We start from the raw sequence: 15,532 nt of genomic DNA on the forward strand, positions 1-15,532 counted from the left end.
AAAACCAAAAATATTTTCAGCAATTTTTTAGTGTGGAAACAAGATAAAATTGCTGTGGAATATTAGCTGTATTTAGAGGATGTTTTTTTGTTAGTTTGTTGATATTTAGTGTTTTGAATAAAAAGAATATTCCACTCGCTTTTAGATAAATCTATACAAAAAGTGGAATATTCAAGATTATTTGTAAGAAAAATATTAACTTTATAATTCTTTAATGTAACAAGGAAAATCATCCGGTCATAAAAATTGATACATTAAAAAATTAATAAATTGTTACATTGGAATCAGCCTGTAAATCGCCGAAGCCGGTTTTTCTACTGCCACATAAATATAGCCATCCGGTCCCTGGCGTACGTCGCGTACACGGCCTATGTTCTTCAGTAGTTTCTCCTCTTTAACTACCTTATCGCCGTTTAAATAGCAAAGATTCAGGTATTTAAAACGCAGTGAGCCAACTACAAGTGCGCCTTTCCACGGCTTGTATACATCGCTGGTTATGAACGCCATACCAGATGGCGCTATGCTTGGCAGCCAGTACAGTATAGGTTCGGTAATGCCGGGTGCTGTGGCCTTATCGGTTATGGTAGTGCCGTTGTAGTTAATACCATAGCTGGTTACGGGCCAACCGTAGTTGTTTCGCGGCTTGATGATGTTTATTTCGTCGCCGCCACGTGGGCCGTGTTCGGTTTCCCAAAGCACATTGCTCCAGGGGTTTATGGCAAGGCTTTGCGGGTTCCGGTTGCCATAGCAGTAGATGCTGGTAGGCTTTCCGTCTTTGTCCTTAAACGGGTTATCGGCAGGTATGGTGCCATCCGGGTTTATACGGTGTATCTTTCCAAGTTGGTTGTTATCAAGTGATTGTGGGTTTTGTTGTTCGTTACCACGTTCGCCCACGCTAATAAACAGGTAGCCTTTACTGTCAAAAACAAGCCTGCTGCCGTAGTGGTGGCGGGTAGTAGAGTAGGGTAGCGCCTCGAAGATTATCTTCTGTCCGGTAAGCTTATCGTCGTCCAGTTTTGCCTGCATTACGGCTGTGGTAGCCAGTGTTTTACCGTTCTCTTTTTTCGGTTTGGAATAGGAGAAGTATACAAGGTTATCCTTCTTAAAATCAGGGCTTAAAATGATGTCAAGCAAGCCTCCCTGTCCTTCAGCCAACACTTCAGGTACGCCGGTAATCTCCTGCTTCTTTTTGTTTTTAATCTTGTACAATTTACCGCCGCGTTCGGTAGCCAGCAGGCTGCCATCGGGCAGGAATGCCATACCCCAGGCTATGTCAATCCCTGTAGCAATGGTATCGAGCTTCACTGTAAGGCTTTCACTCTTAAAGGTACCTGTAACAGGTTCATTATCAAAGTTGAAAGTAGATACATTCTGTATGCCTTTTTTAATGTATTTTGCCAGTTCCTCTATTTCCTTGTCGGTAAAGGTTTTATTAAAGGCAGGCATACCTTCGTCTGTCCAACCCTTTTTTATGCTCACAATCAGGTCTTTAACTTCGCTGCCGTGTTTCCATTGCCTGTCTGTAAAGGCATCCATTTTTTCTCCGTGGCATCCGCTACAGTAGTTGGCATAGTTTTCTTCGGGTGTTTTCAGGGTATTTTTCTTGGTGGGAGTGGTATCAGGCTGCCCTGAAGTAAAGCCCAAAACCGCAAAGGCCGCTGCTGCAGCCGGTAATATAAAAAAATGAGGTTTCATAATAGTTACTTAATTGTGTCCTGTACCAAATCTATTAAATTTTAGCTTACAGAAAATTAAGGCGGCAACAATTTTATCTTTGCTTTGGTGTAATTTATATATTTGGCACCGCTAATTAACCTTTAATTACCTTATAACACATTGAAAAAGATATTTATAATAGGCCTTTTGGCCATTTCGGGCAGCCTTTTCGCACAGAAAGACTGTACTTATTCTGTAAACGATACTACTAAGGGACAGGAACTTAAAACCACTCCTGACCACCTTATGTACGAAAAAGTATTTGGTGGTACCTCGCAGTTTTTGTTCTTTTCGCTGAGCAACAGCCAGGGATTGCCGTTGGTTAACTTCCAGTTACTTGCCAAGTCTAAGGACTTCCCCAAGTCGTATTGCCTGGACGGGGCTTCGCGCATTTACCTGCAATTGGCCAATAACAAGATAGTAACGCTTATCAGTGCTACCGAAGACCAATGCAGCAGCCTGATGTTTGACGAAATTGAGAAGAACAACATCCGTACGCTTACAGGGCCCTTCCTGTTTACCAAAGGTTCGCTTGAAGACCTTAAAGAATCGGCCATATCGTTTATCCGTGTAAAGTACGTGGGCGAAACGGTAGACTACCCGGTGAAGCGGGAGCTGGCAAGCGAAACCATGAAAAAAACGTATAAGCCCGAAACTTACTTTATAGACAACCTGAAGTGCATAGAAGAGTAAAAATTTTTCAGGACGCATAAGGTTGATTGTTAAATAGTTTCCGTTTTAAATGAAAAAAAAGTAAAAAAACCTTTAAAAATACTTGCAAATGATTTAGAAAATGCGCTACATTTGCACTCGCAAAAACGGTATAACACCGATGGTTGCTAAAAGGAGGAGAGGTGCCGGAGTGGTAACGGAGCAGATTGCTAATCTGTCAACGAGCAATCGTTGCCAGGGTTCGAATCCCTGTCTCTCCGCTTCTTTTCGGGGTGTAGCGTAGCCCGGTCATCGCGCCTGGTTTGGGACCAGGAGGTCGCAGGTTCGAATCCTGCCACCCCGACTAATTAAAACATCCCGCTGAACAAGCGGGATTTTTTTTTGTATTTTTACAATAAGATATTTTGGGGTCACGTAGCTCAGCTGGATAGAGCACCTGCCTTCTAAGCAGGCGGTCACAGGTTCGAATCCTGTCGTGATCACTTTAAAGCTTCGGTTCATGCCGGGGCTTTTTTGTTTTAATGACATAGCTCAGCAGGATAGCGTATCCCGCTTTGGGCGGGACGGTCACAGGTTCGAATCCTGTCGTGATCACTTTAAAGCTTCGGTTCATGCCGGAGCTTTTTTGTTTTAGGGGCATAGCTGAGCAGGATAGTGTATCCCGCTTTGGGCGGGACGGTCACAGGTTCGAATCCTGATGTGATCACTTTAAAGCTTCGGTTAACGCCGGGGCTTTTTTGTTTTTAAGAGTCGCTGAGAAACTGAGTTCCTGAGCGACTTAGGAACTTCACTCAATTCAACTAAGCAATTTGTGCCCAAACGACAGGCAACGGATAAGGATGTCTCAGGTTCGAAAGCTTTTAAATCACGTTAAAAAGCTTCAGATGTTATAAAGCTTTTCTGTTTTATAGCTGTTTTTCAGAATATTTTGTGCAAACGGGTAAGAATATTCTTTTTTTCATTACTTTAGTTTCCGACAAACATTTCCAATTCAAGACTATGAAAAAGAACTACTTCACGTTTGCGGCCCTATTATGGGCCTGCACTGCTTTGTGCGCCACAATTTATGTAAAACCAAACGGCACCGGAAACGGTACTTCGTGGGCACAGGCCTATGGCAGCCTTACTACGGCACTGCAAAACGCCCAGAGTGGCGATGAAATCTGGGTTGCGCAGGGTACATACACCCCGCATGCTTCGGATATTAATGTTTCATTTGTGTTTAAAAACGGCGTAAAGCTGTATGGCGGCTTTTCGGGTACCGAAGCATTGCTTACCGAACGCGCCGATACTACAGGCGCCACAACCATTTTAAGCGGGCAGCTTACCGAAACATTACATGCTAAACTGATTTTAAAGGCGGAAAATGCAAGCAGTACCCTAAACCTTATAGATGGTTTTACAATACAGGATGCACACAATGCATTGGTAAACCCTTATAACGGTGGGGCGGGTATACAGCTGCTGTCTTCGGTAATGGAACTGCAGAACCTTATTTTAAAGGATAATACTATTGAGGTTACTATAAACAACCTCAATACAGACGGTTTTGGCGGAGGTGCGGGTATTTTTAGCCGCCAGAGCAATGTAACCCTGAATAACGTTACGGTTTCAAATAACCTGGTTACGGTTGAAACCACGGGTTTACCGCAGATAAATACTTCGGGGGCAGGTATTTTTGCTTACGGAGGCAGCTTTACGTTTAACCGTGGTACTGTGGCCTCTAACCAGCTGACTGGCAACAGCCAAAACATGGGCGGTGCAGGTATTTACCTGTTTGTAGTAAGTGAGCCGGAAATTATTAGCGTAAAATTTATTGAGAATTATCTTGAATACACCTCTTCGGGAACTGTATATGGCGGTGGCCTTAACATTTACGGTGGGCAGGGTGCAAGTATAACCCAATGCCTTTTCCATAACAACGAGTGCAATACGGGTCTTGGAAGGAACCTGTACATTAGTGGTAACAATGCGGATGCCACAATAACTAACTGTACTGTAGGGCCAAAATTCCAGGCTGAAGGGGTACGGTTTGAAGGTATGGATTTAACGATACGGAATAGTGTTATTATGCAAATCATAGCTTCAAACGTTACTAATGACCTGTATTTTTATAATTCTCTTAGCAGCTATGGTTTCCCTACGGGGTCGGCTATTATAGAGAATAGTGAGGTTGCCACTATGGAATTTATAAATCCGCTTGCCGGGAACTATACACCACAGCCTTGTGGTGCGTATATAGATTTTGGGAACAGCGATTATATAACCGAAACAACCGACCTTAAAGGCAACCCTCGTGTAGCAGGCAGCGCCGTAGATGTAGGTGCTATAGAATCGCAAAATGCCTGGGGCGATATTATTTATGTAGATGCCAATTCTGCCAATACGGTACAGGACGGATCGAGCTGGGACAATGCGTTTAACAGCCTTGAAGATGCCCTGGCATGCGGCTGTACTGTAGACGGCGCTGTGGTAAGGCCTGCCCAAGTATGGGTGGCACAAGGTGAATACCATGTAATTACAACTATGGGGTGGATGGAGCAGCAGGCATTTTACCTGAACAATAACCAAAAGGTATACGGTGGCTTTACGTCCGGCGCTACATCACTTGATGAAAGGGACATTAACTTTGATACCAACCAAACTATACTGAGCGCAGTAATGGAAAATGGCACGCATGCCAAACACGTAGTGGTATCACAAAACAACGATATTACCGCTGAGCTGAATGGTTTTATATTGCAGGATGGTCTTTCGGCAGCGCCTGCTCCGGTTCCGGAATCAGGAGGTGCAGGTATGTTACTTCAGGATTCACACCCTACGCTAAAGAACCTTTGGATAAGGGATAATAATGCGCAACAATATGGCGGCGGTATGCTGTTTTATTACAGCGGTGCCGAAATGGAAAATATAAGGATTAGTGGTAACCAGGGATACCAGGGTGGGGGCATAGGCTTCTACAACTGGGGTATTGAGCAATTTGAAGCCAACATTTCAAACCTTGAAGTATATGATAATTCATCATCAACGTATGGCGGAGCCATATCATCTGATGAAAATTATACTGTAAATATAGATGGTTTTGATGTCCATGACAATACTGCGGGGATGCAGGGAGGGGGATTTTTTATTGCAAGTGCAATTTTTAATTTAAGCCGTGGAAAAATTGACAGCAACACAGGAAATGGTGGCGGCGGTATTGTTGTAAACGGGCCGGGCCAGAATGTAGGGTTAAATGCAGAGAGTGTGGTTATTAGTAACAATGTATCTACCTACAGTGTGGGTGGGCTGTCTGCTTATGCATGTTATGTAACGCTTACTAACTGTACTTTTGTTAATAACAGCGCGGCAGTTACAGGTAATATGATAGGCAGCCAGGGTGCTATTATTTCTATAAAGAATTCCATTATTGATAATCCCGATAATGGTAAAGCCCCTGTAGCGGTATTTCCTGCTTCGAGTATGACAAATCCTAACCTTACCATCCAAAACTCGATGGTAACCGATGATTTTACTACCATTTTCACCCAGCTTGACGGTGTGGTTTTAAATACCGACCCTGAATTTGTAGATGCGGCTAACGGCGATTACCGCCTTACGGCCTGTAGCCCTGCGGTAAATGTGGGGGTAAACTCGTACCTGTCGTTAAACCCGTTATTAGATGCCGACGGTAATAACAGGATAAGCAGCCTTGCGGTAGATTTAGGTGCGCTGGAATACCAGCATGTACTGATAGACATTACTGGGCAGCCCGAAGACATTGCTACAACTGCCGGTACTGCGGTACAGTTTGAAGTTGTTGCCGAAGTGGTGGATAACCTTGCCTACCAGTGGCAGGTAAGTACAGATGATGGTGTTACCTGGATAAATATAGCCAATGCCAATGCTGCTACGCTGGCCATTACTGCTACAACCGCTATGGATGATAACCTGTACAGGTGTATAGTTACTGCCGATTGTACAGATGCAGCTGTATCTGCTGCTGCGTTGTTAGAAGTATCGGGTACTGCCGGTGTTGATAAAAATGATGTTGCAAACATTATGGTGTATCCTAACCCGTCGGCCAGTGCATTTACCGTACAGCTTAAAGACAGCACCGCAGGTGGCAGCATAACCGTTACCGATGCTTTGGGTAGGGTAGTGTATAAAGAGATTGCTACGCCTGCTGAAGTTGCTACAGGCAAAGTGATTAAATGCAGCGGCTGGGAGGCAGGTACCTACTGGCTGAAGTATGAAAGTAATGGTGTGCAACAGGTTATAGCACTGATAAAACAATAAAAAAACTAAAGTGGATTTGAAGCTACTGCTTCAAATCCACTTTAAATTCATTAGTAAAACTTCCTAAAAGCCCATCGGCAGTAATACCTTCGGCGTTTATTCTGAAAACGGAATTTACATCTGAGGTGTAGAATTCTATTTCGGCAGTACCGTTTTCATCCGTAACCACATCGGGTTTCCAATACAGCGTATTGCGGAAATCGGCTTCATTGTACTGCATTTCTATGTCGTATACCGGGCTGTAAAATTCCTTAGAAGGGTAGTAGCACTTTATTCGGGCAATGTTAAACATCTCCATCAGTTCGTCTTCAGTGTAGTTTTTAAACCTGTACGGAGCCATTGGCAAATCAGTATCGGGGCTTTTATAAACTTCACCTTCTACAGGCCGTCGCCCATTTAAAGGGTGGTTCCTGCAATTAAGCACATTCAGCATGCACACATAATCGGTAGAATTTACAATACTGTCCAGCTGGCCCATGTATTTATCCCCAAAGCGCCGCTTCTTTTTTACCCTGCTGGTTATTACAACTTCTTTCAGGCGGTTAACGTTAGCCGCTACCTTAAGGCGTTTTTCGGGTATGGGGACGGCTTTTTGTTTGGGAATATACGGTAAACTGAATACAATTTCATTAGAGGTTATCAGTTGCGTAATTTTTTCATTCGCCGGGTCGTACAGCTTTTTGATGCCAAGGAGCCCTGTGCCGTAAAAGAGCTTGAAATAAAGGTAACCGCGCTCATATTGCTGCATGTCTTCGGGAAGTATGGTATATTCGCCTTTATCATTCACCTGTATCAAAACGTTTTGCGATTCCACATCTACCGAATACGACATTACATATTGCTTATCCAGCACTGTTTCGGCCTTTTTCTTTTTGGCGTAGATAATTCCCGTAATAGTATCTGTTACAAAAGGCTTTACCTTTTCAGCCTGGGGCTTTAAATATTCACCGTTCCAGCTATAGGCGCGCCATCCTTGCGTAAGCAACAGCAAATCCAGCGCGAGCATGCGGCTTTTGTTCTTTTCATCGAAATAATAACCCGGGTCGTAAATGCGCCCCTTTACCTGTGCCGAGAGCAGGCAGTAACTTTGCAGGGTTTCGGTATAGCGCGGGTCGTTATAAATAACATCCGACACACTCATGCCCAGGTGCCCGCTTACAGGGTTGCCGCTTTTGTCTTTGGCCTTTACTTTAAGCGTTACTTTTTCGTTAGTATTATACACGGATTTATCTGTTGTAACGCTAATATTCAGCTTCTTGTCTTCATTTATAAAAACCAATCGGCCGGCAACAGGCTGTAAATCATTGTTGTATAATGTAACTTCCGCAATACCTGCGGGTAAATCACCCACTTCCAGTTTTATTAGCTTTTCATCTTTTAGGGTAAAGGTAGCCGTGTTGTACACCACGCCCTGCATTTGCAGCGCCACATGCATTTGCCCTGCAGGCAGCCTCGCACTTTGCGATACTTTAAACGTAAGCACATCATTTTTGCTGTACAGCATTTGCATCACTTGTCCCTCAGGTTTTATTTCGGGTAAGGGGAATTGCTGCGGGTAACTGTCTAATTTTACGTAATAGTTCCCTCCGATATCGGGAGTCATAAAAAAACTGCCCATACCGGCGTGGCGGCTCTCAAAGGTGAGTATCTTTTCGCTGCCGTTGTAAATAGTCCCTTTTACATCTACGGGGTTGCCTTTGCTGTCCACGGCTTTAAAAGCAGTTTTACTTGTAATGCCCGCTACCAGGTGTCCGCCTTCGGGCAGCAGCCTAAAGTCGATTACCTCAGGTTTTGTGGTTACGGCGGGTGTTTTACTACGGACTTCCAGTGTCGAAATATTTTTAATCACCTCAATCCTGCGTACCAATGTAATGGATGGTTCATCAGTATTTACCGAATAACCTGTTTGTGCTACTATGGCGTATTCACCCGGTTGCAGGGTATCGTTTATGTAAATGTGGCCATCGGTAAAACCGGTTTTTACGGCATATTTCTCTTGCCATACGGTTTTTTTATCGGGCAATTGCAGCAGGCTTACGTACAAAGTTTTCGATTGCAGGGAAGGATAGAGGCTTTGTGCATCTAAAACGTAGCCTTTAAACCAAAGGTTTTCGCCAGTTTCATAAATATTTTTATCGGTTTGCAGGTAAACTTCTTCGTTAGGATGGTGGCTTGGGTAGGTAACAGGGATATTTTTTTCCTGTGCCAATGTAACATTGTTACAAATAGCAAGAAGAAAAAATAACGGCAGGAAATTTACTATTGATGGTTTGTACATGTATTGGTTTTCAGTGATTTGAATAAAGATATGGAAAAAACATGTACTGCCTGTCCTGTACTTACGGCTATGTTTTTGGTATTTATTTCAATGGGTTAAATGTTAAAATTTTGTTAAAAGCATGTTTTGCCGTAACGTTTGCGTACCTGCTTGCGTCTATTACTTCAAACGGCCTAATCAACCGTTAAGAAATTAAATATCAATCATCAAAATTCAATCATCATGAAAAAAGCGATCGTTTTCGCAGGTCTTGCACTTGCCCTGTCATTTAATGCAGCTACTGCAGCTACAATCACTAACAACACATTTGTAAAAGAGCTTCGCGGCGAGTACGGAAACAATACCCCGCTTGCTGTAGCCATTGTGAAAGGCGATGTAGACACTGTGAAAAAATTTATTGAGTATGGTGCCGATGTTAATGAGCAAAGTAATGGCCTTACGCCACTTATGCTTGCTGCCCGCTACAACCAGGTAGAGATCATTAAACTGTTGCTGGATAACGGCGCCAGGGTAAAAGAAACCGACGGTAAAGGTTATACCGCGTTAAAGTACGCGCAACTGAGCAATGCTGCTGAAGCCATCACTGTGCTGAAGAAAGCGCTTACTGCGTAATTATGAAGTTGTTTAGGTAAAAAATGAGCCCCGCTGCCTTATGGTAGCGGGGCTTCTTTTTTGGGTATAAATGCTTAACTTAAAAAACAGCCGTTTTTAGAACACGATACGCTTGCTCACTTTGCCGTTTACAGTATCAATTTCCACAATAAGCACCTGCTGCTCCGCAGTAAGGCTGCTTATTTTCAGTTCTGTGTTGTTGATGCCGCTTTGGCTGAACAGTTTGCGCCCGCGTATATCGAATATGGTAACATTCTCCATCATGGCGTTACCGCTGTTGATGCCGATTGTTGTGCCTTCGGTGTATACAATAACCTGATTGGCATCCGGCACAGGGGTGTCTGTGCCAAGGGCTGTAGTGGTGTAAATCACATCAAAACGCCCTTCAAACGTACCCGCCTCGCTGCTGAAGGTATAATCCAGCTGGGTAAGGTCGCGCACTATGCCTTCCACATTATCCCTAAGGTAAATTTTCTGTCCGTCTTCAAACAGTCCGTCTACATGGTCAAGGGTTACCGTAAATGTACCAGCGCTTGGCACGGTGAAGCCCATAGGTACTACGTCGGCCACTTCAAAGCCCGGCCTTGCCTGTATGGCAAGAGGCGTGGTTTCGGCCAATGAGTAGAATGCTACGGCATTGCCCTCGGTAAATTTCTTCGCGTCAAAACCATAGTCAAGGCCCAGGGTGGCATCGTCAAAATAACCTACCATGGTTTGGCTTGTGGTGCCGTTTTCGGCTACCATATTCAGCCACAGGCGCGATGCGCTGCTTCCGGCCGACTTAAAGAAGCCTTGTGCAGCACCCGGCGATGTGGTACGCATAGCGTTGGTAAAGGTTACCGAACCTGATGTTACCGATGATGCCGTTTGTACAAAGAAGCCCTGGCCTGCTGCAAGCGTCCAGCCGCTTTCATTACCACTGAAGTAAACAGACTGTTCTGAGCCGCCACCCGCTGCCGGGTTAGCCACATAACCTGCCTGGCTTAGTGTTGCGTAAGATGAGTTAGAGCTGTTGTTGCGCTTCCTCCAAAGGTAGATACCCGATGCCACATCGATTACTGTGTTGTTTCCGTCAAAGAACTCTACAACGCTTATTGGCGATGGGTATGGGTTACCTATGGCGGTAAACCTGCCGTCGTTATTTAGCGGATAGGTTACCGTACCGTTATTCGGTGTACCGGTAAAGATACCGTCGAAGAGGTAGTTATCGCTGCCTGCTATGTATTCGGCAGGGGTGGTAACATAATCTCCTGTGGTACCCGTTACGTTGCCGCTCAGTACGTTTGGCATACGGATAAGGAAACCTTTGGCCGCAGTAAAGCCTGTTGAACCAAGTACCGGAGAGTACGCTCCTACATCTGCGGTGGTGTACAGGTACTCATAGAAACGGCCTGTTGATGTAGCCGGTGAGAACTGCCCTACATTCCAGCCGGTTACCGGTGATGACCATAGCGTATAGTCTAACCTGTACAGCGGGTTGCTGGTTTTGTGAAGGGTTATATTACCGCTGTTTGCATTGGTTACGGTTGATTCACCTTGCAGTAGCGCCGCGTTGTTCTGTACGGTCAGCGTAGCTGTAGGGTTTACCGACAGTATGTTGTCTACACTTAGTGTAGCACCAGTGTTTACCGTTAGGGTAGCGCCGGCGCCTACAGTAAGGTTATTAGAAAGCCCTGTACCCGAGGCCAGCGTAACGGTTTTACCTCCTGGTATAGTAATACAGTCGTATGATGTAGGTACGCCTGCCGGTGTCCAGTTGGTGCCGGTAGCCCAGTCAGCTCCCGTGCCCGAATATACCTTTTTATATATCTCTACGTTACCTGTGCCGGTATCGGTACAGCTGCCTAAAGCGGCAGTGACGGTATAGGCCTGCACACCGCTTACAGATGCGTATACGGTAGCTGCTGCACTGCCGGTATAGGCTGTGGTAAGGGCAGTATCAGTATACAAACCTGTTGTAGGCGCCCAGCTCACTTTTGGTATACCGTTTATTTTTATGTTATCCAGTATCCAGCCGTAGTAGTCGTTGCTGTCATTGAAATTAAGCCTGAAACGGATCACAAAGTTATTGCTGGTTATGTATGGTGTAAGGTTTATGGTTTCAGACCTGAACAGTGACGTAGCAGGTGCTGTACCCGGGGTGGCAGATACACTTGTAAAAGTGCTTGCCCATTCAGGGTAGCTGCTGGCATCAAACCTTACGTTTCCATTAGTAAGCGTGCCCGAACCCAGGTAGGTGCTGGCAGGGAAACTGCTCCAGGTGTTCCCTCCGTTTGTAGAAAACTGCACAACCCCAAAGTCACTACCCGCCTGTGTACCGCAAATTTGGTCGAAAGTAAGAGTTACACTGCCCGCATATTTTGTAAGGTCTACCGGGGTGGTTAGTGTTAGTAGCGTATGGCCGCCGATTTCCCATACATCGGCATCTCCTGCAAGCGAAATAGCACGGCTGCCCTGTGTGTAGTACGGTTCATAATATACCCCGCCTCCGTTGTCTATATTAGCAGTAAACAACGTGTGCTCGTCACTGTTTTCAAATCCTTCCGCTATAACACTGGCAGAGGTGTTGTTAGATGCTGTAAGTGCTACATAATCTGTATTACACGCATCTGCACCTGTTGGTGACGCGGCAGTATTTACACCAATATCGTTAGGGCCGCCATTTACAACAGCTACAACGGCTGTTCGCACATCCGATTCGCAACTGCCATTAAATGCAGTAACGTAGTAGGTAGTAGTAAAGGTTAGCGAAGGTGTATTCCACGTACCTGAAGTGCTTGTGCCTATCAGTGTGCCGTTTAGTTCAGCGCTGTACCAGCGGTATTCTATAGCTTCTGTTGATGCAGCAGTAAGCTCAACACTTCCTACACCACAGCGGCTTCCGTCTGTAACACCCGATATAGTAGCGCTGCACGGAAGCTTAAACTTAATGTTGTCTATAGCTGCCGGGGTCTGGTAACCCACACTATCATCATTGGTCCATTCAAAAACCAGGCGTACTGTGCCACCTGCAAAGCTGCTCAGGTCTACCTCAGGGTTTATGTAAGTGGTATAAGTACCCTGGTAATAAAAATCAGCCCCCACTTGTACAATACCTGTATCCGGGCTTATATAGGTGCCGGCTATCGGCGTGTAGCTGGTAGGCACCAGCCATACCGTAAGATAGTCGAAGTATTCTTCACCTACCGACCTCCAGTCAAAATATAGCGCTCCGGCCGTTGTACCCGAAGGAATTTCGATATCCCTGTAAGCATGAGATACTACATAAGAATCTTCGGTGCTGTAAGCATTGCTGGTACCGCCATTATTAGTAATGTAAAGCGATTTTGTACCACCATTGTTAGTAGAAGTGCCTATATTCCAATAGTTTGCAGTACTTCCGCCGGTAAAAGACCATTGCGCAGCACCTTCAAAAGTTTCCGAATACGGGAATGTTGCAGGCACTTGTAGCGTACCGAAGTTACCACCACTAATCCAGCTGCTTGTTTCTGTACTACAGTCAGAACGTACCCACCAGTAGTAGGTAGTGCTTGAAGTTAATGATGTCAGTGCTGCCGATGTACCGCTTGTAACACTGCCGGTAGGGGTAGTGCCTGCAACCGGTGAAACCGATGAAGTACTAAGGTAGTACTGGTATCCGTTAGATGGTGTTGTAGCAGGCGCAGTCCATGAAATTGTAGCAGTAGTGCTGGTAACTGATGATGCTACCGGCACCGATGGTGTAAAGCACGAAGGTATTTTAAGGCTGATGTTATCTACTGCAGCTGGTGGGTTTGTACCCAACAGTCCATCGTTTGTCCATTCAAATACAAGGCGCATGGTACTGCCTGCAAAAGAACTTACATCAAGTGTAGATATAAGGTAGTTTTGCCAGGTAGTAACCCCGCCAAAGATGCCTCCTACCTGTATACGCCCGCTGCCTGCGGTAATTTCAGTATTTGTTATGGTGTAATTTGTAGGTACCAGCCATACGGTAAGGTAATCGTAGTATTCAGGAAAATCAGGATCAGGGTAAATTTCACCATTTGCTTTCCAGTCAAAGCTGAGTTCAGTAGTTGTTGTACCTGCAGGTATGGTTACATCCCTGTATGCATGTACTGTTGATGTGGCTCCGTTATTATAGGCATTAGTTGTACCAGAATCATTGCTTATGTAAAGTGATTTTGTACCGCCGTTATTCAGTGCAGTACCTATAAACCATTTATTGGTTTGGCTACCGTTTAAGATTGTTAAATTGTTAGTGCCTTCAAAGCCTTCTGTTAAAGGTAGTGTGGCTGGAGTCTGCATAGTAGTAAAGCTTCCGCCGCTTGTCCAGGTACTGGTGCTTCCACCACAGTTAGAGCGTACCCACCAATAGTAGGTTTGGTTTGCTGCAAGTGAGCCAACAGTAGTAGATGTACCGCTGGTAACACTGCCTGTAGGTGTAGTACCTGCAACCGGCGCTGTTGCCGATGTACTACCGTAGTATTGATACCCGTTAGAAGGGGCGTTTAACGGTGCACTCCAGCTTATGGTTGCAGAGTTACTGGTAACACTGCTTACGGCAGGGCTTACCGGCGCCATACAGGTCGGTATCGGACCCACTACAAATTGTGCGTTTGGCCTGTGCCTGCGCTGACCGGCGGGAGCCGAGCCACCATTAGGACTAACGCTTGTCATAGTACAACCTGTAGTGGCATCATCATAATATCCGAAGGTACGCGATACCCCCTGAGCAAACTGGGTGGTTTGTACCCCAAAATTTGAAGACCAACTGCTATTGTCGCGGCATACTTCAATCAAAACATTACTGGTACCATTCCAGGCAAAAGGGGTGGTAAAAGTAAATGTATACCAGCCGGTTGCTGTTATATTAAGGCTTGAAGACGAATAATAGGTGGCTAACCCCGCCGTAAGTGCAGTAATGTTAGTAGTGGCGGCAGGTAGTGTGCCCACTTTTATATTTACGTTTTCGGGTGCCGGCCCGCCTACAGTACTTATATAAAATGCTATAGAATGGATATAGGTAGAACCCGAAGGTAAACCGGTAAATTCTGAAGCCAGGTACAAGTACTGTATGCGGTTGTCTTCGTAAAGTGTTGAAAAAGGCGTGATACCTTGATTTGTATTATTGGTAGTACCGGTACCCAACGTGTAAGTTGTTTGTGAATAACCTGTAGATGTGCATAATAACATTAACATAAGTAACGATGTTATGCCAAAAACAGGGTATAAGCGTTCTGTGGCCCCGGTTGTCCGGCGCTTTTTTAAGTAAAGGTGTAAATCCATAATGGAGTAACTGGTAATTTAGTGCAGCTTTACAGATGCAGGTGATGGTAGGGTTGTAAGGAATAACTGGTTTTGGTGCTGCGTAGTGGTGCAGTAGGTGTAATTAGCATTATGCTCATTATAGCACAGACCGGTTTTTGGGAATTGATTTTGTACGGGTGGAGGAAACCCACGGGGTACAGGGCAGGAATTTGGCTCCCTGCCCAAAGTGTGTAATTTTTTGTCATCTATTTTTTCATTAAGCAACTCAAAAATATTTATTTAACATTTAAATGACAAATTTTTAATGTTTTTTGTGAATTTGGGATTTTTGTACAAATGAAGTTGTGCGAATTAAAGTTAAGTTTCTTTTTTTAACATTAATTTTGGTTTATGTGTATCATTTTGTTTTAAAACAAAATAAAAAATTACAATATTTTTGTTAAAAAACGCCAAATACTAATCGTTCTGATCTCATCTGTAACAAAAAGATGTATGCAGCTAATTTTTGTTCTACTTAGCTTTGGGTAAAATCCGATAATTAATTTTTAATTGCTAAATGTAGAAGCGATGAATTTTGTGTACAAAAAAAGGCTGCCTAAAATAGACAGCCTTTCAGCATTTAGGGGTGAATGAGGGGTCTCGAACCCCCGACCTTTGGAACCACAATCCAACGCTCTAACCAACTGAGCTACAATCACCATTTTAGTTCGCTTGCAGTATTACCTG

At 44.6% G+C, this 15,532-nt stretch carries 6 protein-coding genes and 5 tRNA genes; 7 read left to right on the forward strand and 4 right to left on the reverse strand.

The window, feature by feature from the left end:
- Positions 1–273: 273 nt before the first annotated feature.
- The gene (locus ACZIX4_RS04670) at positions 274–1,695 is read right to left on the reverse strand and encodes a PQQ-dependent sugar dehydrogenase (protein WP_463334448.1); all 1,422 of its coding nucleotides are present in this window, start codon (positions 1,693–1,695) and stop codon (positions 274–276) included.
- Positions 1,696–1,836: 141 nt separating this feature from the next.
- On the opposite strand from ACZIX4_RS04670, the gene ACZIX4_RS04675 reads away from it, so the two are divergent.
- From ACZIX4_RS04675 to ACZIX4_RS04700, 6 genes are all read left to right on the forward strand, one after another.
- Entirely contained in the window at positions 1,837–2,409 is a 573-nt protein-coding gene (locus ACZIX4_RS04675; protein ID WP_463334449.1) for a hypothetical protein, read from the forward strand.
- Positions 2,410–2,564: 155 nt separating this feature from the next.
- A tRNA-Ser gene (locus tag ACZIX4_RS04680) sits at positions 2,565–2,648 on the forward strand.
- A gap of 8 nt (positions 2,649–2,656) precedes the next feature.
- Positions 2,657–2,731 (forward strand) — tRNA-Pro (locus tag ACZIX4_RS04685).
- 65 nt (positions 2,732–2,796) lie between these two features.
- Positions 2,797–2,870 (forward strand) — tRNA-Arg (locus ACZIX4_RS04690).
- A 46-nt stretch (positions 2,871–2,916) separates the two neighbouring features.
- Positions 2,917–2,979 (forward strand) — tRNA-Gln (locus tag ACZIX4_RS04695).
- A gap of 408 nt (positions 2,980–3,387) precedes the next feature.
- Positions 3,388–6,666, forward strand: a complete 3,279-nt coding sequence (locus ACZIX4_RS04700) for a choice-of-anchor Q domain-containing protein (RefSeq protein ID WP_463334450.1) — start codon at positions 3,388–3,390, stop codon at positions 6,664–6,666.
- 22 nt (positions 6,667–6,688) lie between these two features.
- Here the strand turns inward: ACZIX4_RS04700 and ACZIX4_RS04705 are convergent, their stop codons facing one another.
- Complete coding sequence (locus ACZIX4_RS04705; RefSeq protein WP_463334451.1) at positions 6,689–8,875, reverse strand: hypothetical protein; 2,187 nt, start codon at positions 8,873–8,875, stop codon at positions 6,689–6,691.
- 291 nt (positions 8,876–9,166) lie between these two features.
- Between ACZIX4_RS04705 and ACZIX4_RS04710 the strand changes: the two genes are divergently transcribed.
- A complete protein-coding gene (locus tag ACZIX4_RS04710; RefSeq protein WP_463334452.1) occupies positions 9,167–9,556 on the forward strand; it encodes an ankyrin repeat domain-containing protein in 390 nt (129 codons plus the stop codon).
- A gap of 96 nt (positions 9,557–9,652) precedes the next feature.
- On the opposite strand, the gene ACZIX4_RS04715 is transcribed toward ACZIX4_RS04710, so the two are convergent.
- Entirely contained in the window at positions 9,653–14,737 is a 5,085-nt protein-coding gene (locus ACZIX4_RS04715) for a T9SS sorting signal type C domain-containing protein (protein ID WP_463334453.1), read from the reverse strand.
- A 692-nt stretch (positions 14,738–15,429) separates the two neighbouring features.
- A tRNA-His gene (locus ACZIX4_RS04720) sits at positions 15,430–15,505 on the reverse strand.
- Between the last annotated feature and the right edge of the window lie 27 nt (positions 15,506–15,532).

Source organism: Flavobacterium niveum, from assembly GCF_055231775.1.

Bases quoted from the DNA above. Each gene is read 5' to 3' on its own strand.
- ACZIX4_RS04700 (WP_463334450.1), top strand. From the start codon at position 3,388: ATGAAAAAGAACTACTTCACGTTTGCGGCCCTATTATGGGCCTGCACT.
- ACZIX4_RS04670 (WP_463334448.1), bottom strand. From the start codon at position 1,695: ATGAAACCTCATTTTTTTATATTACCGGCTGCAGCAGCGGCCTTTGCG.
- ACZIX4_RS04710 (WP_463334452.1), top strand. From the start codon at position 9,167: ATGAAAAAAGCGATCGTTTTCGCAGGTCTTGCACTTGCCCTGTCATTT.
- ACZIX4_RS04715 (WP_463334453.1), bottom strand. From the start codon at position 14,737: ATGTTAATGTTATTATGCACATCTACAGGTTATTCACAAACAACTTAC.